The sequence below is a fragment of the Burkholderia sp. AU19243 genome, from assembly GCF_018148075.1.
In the GTDB taxonomy this organism is placed as follows: domain Bacteria; phylum Pseudomonadota; class Gammaproteobacteria; order Burkholderiales; family Burkholderiaceae; genus Burkholderia; species Burkholderia latens_A.
Window position 1 is genome coordinate 580,245 of sequence record NZ_JAGSTV010000003.1, and the last position, 6,281, is coordinate 586,525.

Genomic DNA, 6,281 nt, shown 5'->3' on the forward strand with positions numbered 1-6,281 from the left:
GTGCTCATTCGACCGTCAGCATTACCAATTTATATTCACGATATAAAGGCGTACTCAGCGCATGCATCAAGTTGTCGATGCGGGCAAGGCGGACATCACGCGCATATATTGCCATGTCTCGCGCATTGCGAATCGATCGAAAGCGACTACGTGCAAATCCCTGCTCGCTGGTCTCTAGACCGAGAGAGACTGCGTCATCGAACTGGGCCTGTCTCCAACAGATGAGATCATTCGCCTCTGTATCGATCAGATAGCGTCGGCTCTCGATTCTTTCTTGGAGATCGACGCACTCGCCAAGTGAACGCCGATGACGGTCAGAATACTCTTGTCGTAGCAATCTGATGCCGGCGCTCTGGGCGCCTTTGAGCTCGGGGGCTGGCCCAATCTTTTGTCCCTTGGCTAGGATCTGGTCCTTACCTTTCGCCGTAGGGCACCACGGCGTTAAAAGTGCGTCTGCAACGGCCGCATCGACAAGACTCCAGTTGCCATTGACGTACTGGGCTGCAAGCACATCCAAGCGCGCTGTGAGTATACTGTTGAGCCAGAAGCGGTCGGCGCGTAGGTCTTCCTCCATCTGCTGGATCGCGTCGAGCAACGGTTTCTGCTCCTGACGCGTCCGCGCCTCCTGAAATCGTTGGAAGACATGTGACTGGTCGAGTTCAGATAGATGAACTTCTCCGGGTACCCAACTGAGAATCGCGACCAAGTAGACGCCGCGTCCACAATCATTCGCGAGCAAATGTCCCTCGGGAACGTGCACCTCGAGGTACGCCGGCGCTGCCTTGCCGATTTCCGCCCATTCCCGGACCAGAGCGTCGTGGATCGGATTTCCATGATCCAGGAAGTTGAGAGGGGTTACGGGATTGTCGTCAACATAAACCGTGGTCACTGGCGGCGACTCGAGTGCGCGTCTGCTGTCGAGATAAGCGTAACGCTGGCCGACGCTTGGCTCGAGGCCGGGAAGCAAGAAGCGCGGCTCGATCGGCCCTATTGAATAACTCGACCGGAAATAGTGTAACAACCGGAATCTGCGCGACGACTTGTCTTTATCCTCACCTTTCCAGAGACGCAGACCATCCGCTCGTCTAATAAGACGCATCCAGCCTCGAAGTGCCGCTTCGATTCGTACGATCGCCCGACGAGCATCCGAGTGCTCGAGCATTGGGCCAATCGCTCCGACCCGATCGAAATAATCCGCAAGCGCGCGCGTTTGCTCCGGTCGCCACGGTAATGCCGCCGACAATGGCGTGTCTAGGGCGTCGCTGCGATCGTTCGCCATGGCCCGCGCTTCCTCTGACAGCGCACGCCAATTGACGCTATGCGGCGCGAGAGCTGCATCAACAATATGTTGACTAACGACATTGATTTCGTCGCCATCGAGGCGAATGCTGCGCTCGAAGATCGCAAAGTCGTCCAGTATCGAAACGACCCGTTCGTCCACCTGCCCACGTTGGTAGATGGCGCAAATATCGATTGATCGCTCGCCAGACTGATTCTCGAGCGCCGTGCTTCCCAGGCGATCGAGGCGACCGATCCATTGTTCGACTGCAACCGGTGACCAGGGGATGCTGAAGAAGATCAGTTTGCGAGCATGCTGGAGATTGAGTCCGACTTGCGCCAAGTCGGCCGCGACTAACAACTGATCGTCACCATCAACAAAGCCGCCGAGGCTCTCGTCATATTCATCAAACAGATCCACGAGATCGGGAGTGGCCGCAGCGTCGCGGTTGCGCTTGACGGCAATGGATAGTGGTCGTCGGTGCCCACGTGATCCAATCTCAGGCAGGAATTGCGGGATCATACGCTCGAGGTAGTCAACCGTCGGATTGTCCTCGGCAACTACTAGAACCGCCTCTTCGGGATCTACATTCCAAATCTCGACGAGCAAGTCGATCAACGCCTCAAGACGACTGTCGCCGTTCGCAAGGTCAAGATGCTTGGTTGCTACATTTAGAAAGCCCTGAGGATCGCGCTGATCACGACCTCTCAGGACGTTGATGCGTTCGCTAAGCGCACGTGGTGAGCGCAGGGCAACTTGCCCGAGCCGGGCGAGGTCCGTTGATACCTCGCCACGGACCGCATGCCCAATGAATTTCCAAACCTGTTCCTGGCGCACGACTTCATCGCTGGTCGGTTCTACCCCGATACGGTGCAGCACGCGTTGAGGCAGCAGATCGGGATAATCGCGTCGCCGCGTGTGAGTGACCCGGCGAAGTACACTGTGAGTCGACGCGAGCGTCGCACAACTGACCCCTTCCGGCGGAGGAAGGAGACCTATGGCGGCCCATTGCTCGCGCGCTCCGGTGTTAAGTAGCGTCGCTATTGCTGCCTCTCGGTTCCGCAGAATCGCGTCCGGCGCGTCCGACGTGCGCGCGGCCAATGCCATGCGACTGGGCTCGAGAATAGTGAGCAACTGTCGAAATGCTTGGGCGTCCTCGAGCTTTGGCGTTGCAGATAGTAGCAACAACTGCCGAAATTCTCCCGCAACATCAGCGATGCGCTGACGGGCATCGCTCTGCAGCCGTTGGATCTCGTCGACGATCAACAGGTCATACAGGTTTGGGTCGATCTCGGTAAGCGAGCGCAACTGCTCATAATAGGCGAGTCGAACATGTCTACCGGTCTCATCCTGATGCGGCGCGTAGTCGAGTGGAGTGAAGTGGCCGCGTGACTGACACTCGAGTAACCACTGCGGAGCCAAATTTTCGGGCACCAGTATGAGCGCACGGTGCCTGGGATTCTGAATCCTGAGCGCGTTCAGAACCATCAAGGTTTGCACCGTCTTTCCAAGGCCAACCTCATCGGCAATTAGATGGCGAATACGGCTGTCGGTAAGTACTCGCTGAACGTTGGCGATTTGATGCGGATACGGCACTGCCGCAACGCCAGTCGCCCCGCCAAGGCCAGCGATCTCGCGTTCAACCGTGCGACGGAGCGCTTGGACGCCCAGGCATAAATCGACAAAGGGATCGCTCATTTGCATTTTCGACTCCCACCTACCATCCTTAACGCGGCATATCGGATCGCTCGCGCGGAGAACCGGTCGGCTAGCAGTCTTTCTGTCGCTGATTCCCATGAAAGGCGTGCAGCCACGGCCGGCTTGGCCAAGAGCCAGTAAGCCGCCTCAACCAACTCCCGGTTCCAATTGCGTACATGATGCGTCGGCACGTATTGCGTGATCCAATCGTGCATAAGATCGATGACGTTGTCAGGAAGCATAGTCTCGAAGTCAGCCGAACTCAGCGTGTCTCCGGCTCCAAGCGGCCGCAGCAATCCGACAAGGTCGGTGAGTGCCACTTCTGACGATGCTATGCACCGCGCGCGATCCCAGTTGTCACTCACCTCGCCAACATCGATATCTGCGTCCGGGTCGAACGGGCAGTTTTCACCGAGAGATTTGAGTGTGTCGTATAAGATGGAATAAGCATCATTGAATAGATCATCAAAGGCGATGCCAAAATCTTGATCGACGGGTTCGCATCCAGCTTGAAGCAACATTCGTAGGCCACGCGCATCGATTAAGCGAAGAAGGATGCGATGGAGAAGAACCTGCTGCGCTTGAGGCAGGTCGATATCGGCATAGCCGACTTGAAGGTTTGCACAGGCCTTCAAGAAGGCTGGCCCGAAAGACGTCTCGCGGCGTGTTGCCAACGCCGCCTCACGGTCAGCCCATTCGGTCCCGCACAACTGCTGTATCAACCACCGGTCAAGTTGCTCAACAACTCGACCACGACGAAACTGCGTAACTGGATGGTCGACACTTGCGGCAGACCAGGAGATCAAAGCTTCGACAACACTGCGTGCGTCTGCGGCGTCACCACGCCCCCCCTCGAATTGACGAAGCAACCGGGTCGGTACCCTCGCAATTTCGGCGTCGTTCGCACGCCATATCTTCCGCCCGAAACAAAGCCCACCTGCCAACAGCGGAGCCCCATTCCCAGCGCGATAGAGAACGATATCTGAACTGTTATCTCGCTCGGCTACCTGCGCCACCTCAAGTGGTTTTTGTGACGATGCCATAAACAGGCTCATCTCGCCCGTCTCGTTAAAGGCGGTCAGTTTGCCGGCAGCATCGCGCTCCCAAGCAAATGGCGCTGCCACGTATTCGAACCGAAAACTTTCATCGATCAACCCGTGGACAAGGACGCGAAGCTCAGCGGTTCTCGAGCGCAGAAGGCGCTCAAGCGCCTCCTGTGTGAGAAGTGCGTCCCATATGGGATCATCGCCGTTGAGGCGACAAGGCGTATCAGGCAAAATTTGACGGATTCGAGCGAATTCGCGACCGTCGCACATCAACCGAAACTCTATTTCTGCTTCTTGAAGTGGCACCTCACTTTCGAAGCGCAGCGTGACCTGCCGGTCTGCGAGGTCCCCGATCGTTCCGGTTCCGGTGTCGATTTCGACGCTGAGCAGATCGGCATCATCATCCTCTTCGATAACTTCAAACGCTGTCGAATCTCCTGCGCCGTAATGAAGTTCGTACATGCCTAACTGATGCGCTACGAAGCCAGCGAGAACGCTGTTGATGCCGGTGAGATGCGAATGACCTCCGTCAGGTGCAACCAAGCGCACATCGCATGCAGATCCAACCGCTGTTACTTCGAAAGCGACATATCCCCCCTTTCGGAATCGTCGCGTCGGTCGATGCTGCTCCACCTCTGGATTACCGAGCCAGGTGAGCCGTGCAGATTGACGCACGAAGTAACCAAGTTGCGACAACCAAACGGCACCGTCCGGCTGACGGACATCAATCCGATAGGCTCGCAAATCCGCCACGCGGCCCAAGGACTCTGCCGATGCCGGAAGTTGTTCTTGGGCGACAAGAACAATGTAGCGCTCGTTGTCATTGACTTTCCTAGATGATCGCTGAAGGGCGTTGCCATCGGCAGCGAAATCTGAAAATAGAATCGGTGTGACGGTATCGACGCGAAGACTACCGAGAAAATCTCTCGCCTCTTGGGACAGTGGAAGGTTGGCAGCCCCCGCTATCAGAGCAACTTCCGCCGGCGGTAAAGTCGCGACGGTTAGCCACAGAGGATAATCCGAGAAAATGTTCCGACTAGGAACTGGCCGACCTTGCCCCCATAGAAGCGCGCGCCATCTGATCGCATCGAGGGCAGCCCGGGCCGCATCGCGTGCTACTGGCGCCAATTGAGGGATCTTAAGGCCGACCGAGAGTCCCCGGTCTGTCGACTGTAGGACAAGTGTGGCAAAACGAGTCTCGGCGACGGCAGGAGTTGCCCGACTACGCCGTGCCGGCTGAGCTCCAAGCGCTTTCTGACGCCTTCGGGAATCGCGCAGCGCCGTGCTCGCAATCTCGTCCGCGCCCAGATCGGCTGCAATCCGGACCAACGCCGAATTTGCGATCGCATGTTGGTGGCCGGGATCTAAAAGTTGGCGTACCACCGCCGCCGCAGTTTGCTGATCCTCAAGCCAAGCGATCAAACGAACGCAGCCCGCAAAGTGAGCGCGACTGCGGATGGGGGCGATCAGTGTAGCGTCGCTACCACTGACATCCAGGTGTACCCTCACGTCCCGCAGCACGCGTGCGAGCGATCGGTGAAGTTCAATGGGTAAAATAGCGTGAAGTACGGGCCAGGCGATGTGGCAAAACGCGCGATTCCAGGGTGTATCGGTAGGTGTAGCGAGCCCGATGCGGCCAGCTGTCCGGCGAAACAAGTTCGACAGTGCCGAGCGAGTCGCAACGGAGATTTCTCCGAGTCGTTCAGCAAAAATTGGCCAGAAGTCAGTACCAGTGCCGCGATAGGTATAGCCAATCTCGGTCACCGCGATGAGCAGTGGCAAGGGGTGGAGTCCCCACCAAGATCCTTCAATTGGATGATGGCACAGACCAATTCGCGTCGAACGTAGCATTGCCTCCAGGTCGGCGCCGGACAGGCCATGCTCTAGCAAATAAAGAGGAGCACCGCCGCGCGCGGCGCGCAGCCCATCAAAACGTGCCGTCAGCGACGCATGCAGATCCTCGATTTCAATATCGCTCCCGATACCGCCCCCTCACGCTTTAATTATTTGATGCGACGATCATGTTTTTGTCACCATGGCAGTTGCCTCGTATTTTCTGCCGGACGATCTGTCAAGCAGCGGACAACGCTGTTACTTTAACGACTACGCACGTTAGATACAACGGTGCACCTGGAGCAGCCCCCTGAAACGCCGGACACAGTCACCCACTTACAATAACGGGTAGGCATAGGACTGTGTTTTTGACTAACACTAGGCAGGAAGTGATGGAAGTGTTGACGGGCCCGGAGCGTCGGCGG

2 protein-coding genes are annotated in these 6,281 nt (G+C 57.1%); both read right to left on the reverse strand.

Annotated elements, in window-relative coordinates; translation table 11 throughout:
* Positions 1-4 precede the first annotated feature (4 nt).
* Positions 5-2,977, reverse strand: a complete 2,973-nt coding sequence (locus tag KDW55_RS08880; RefSeq protein WP_212197920.1) for an SNF2-related protein — start codon at positions 2,975-2,977, stop codon at positions 5-7.
* Complete coding sequence (locus KDW55_RS08885; RefSeq protein WP_212197921.1) at positions 2,974-5,805, reverse strand: hypothetical protein; 2,832 nt, start codon at positions 5,803-5,805, stop codon at positions 2,974-2,976. Before KDW55_RS08885 ends, KDW55_RS08880 begins: the two co-directional genes overlap by 4 nt.
* Positions 5,806-6,281 lie beyond the last annotated feature (476 nt).

What these genes read in the sequence shown, in the direction of transcription:
- KDW55_RS08880 (WP_212197920.1), bottom strand. Translation starts at nt 2,977, where the DNA reads ATGAGCGATCCCTTTGTCGATTTATGCCTGGGCGTCCAAGCGCTCCGT.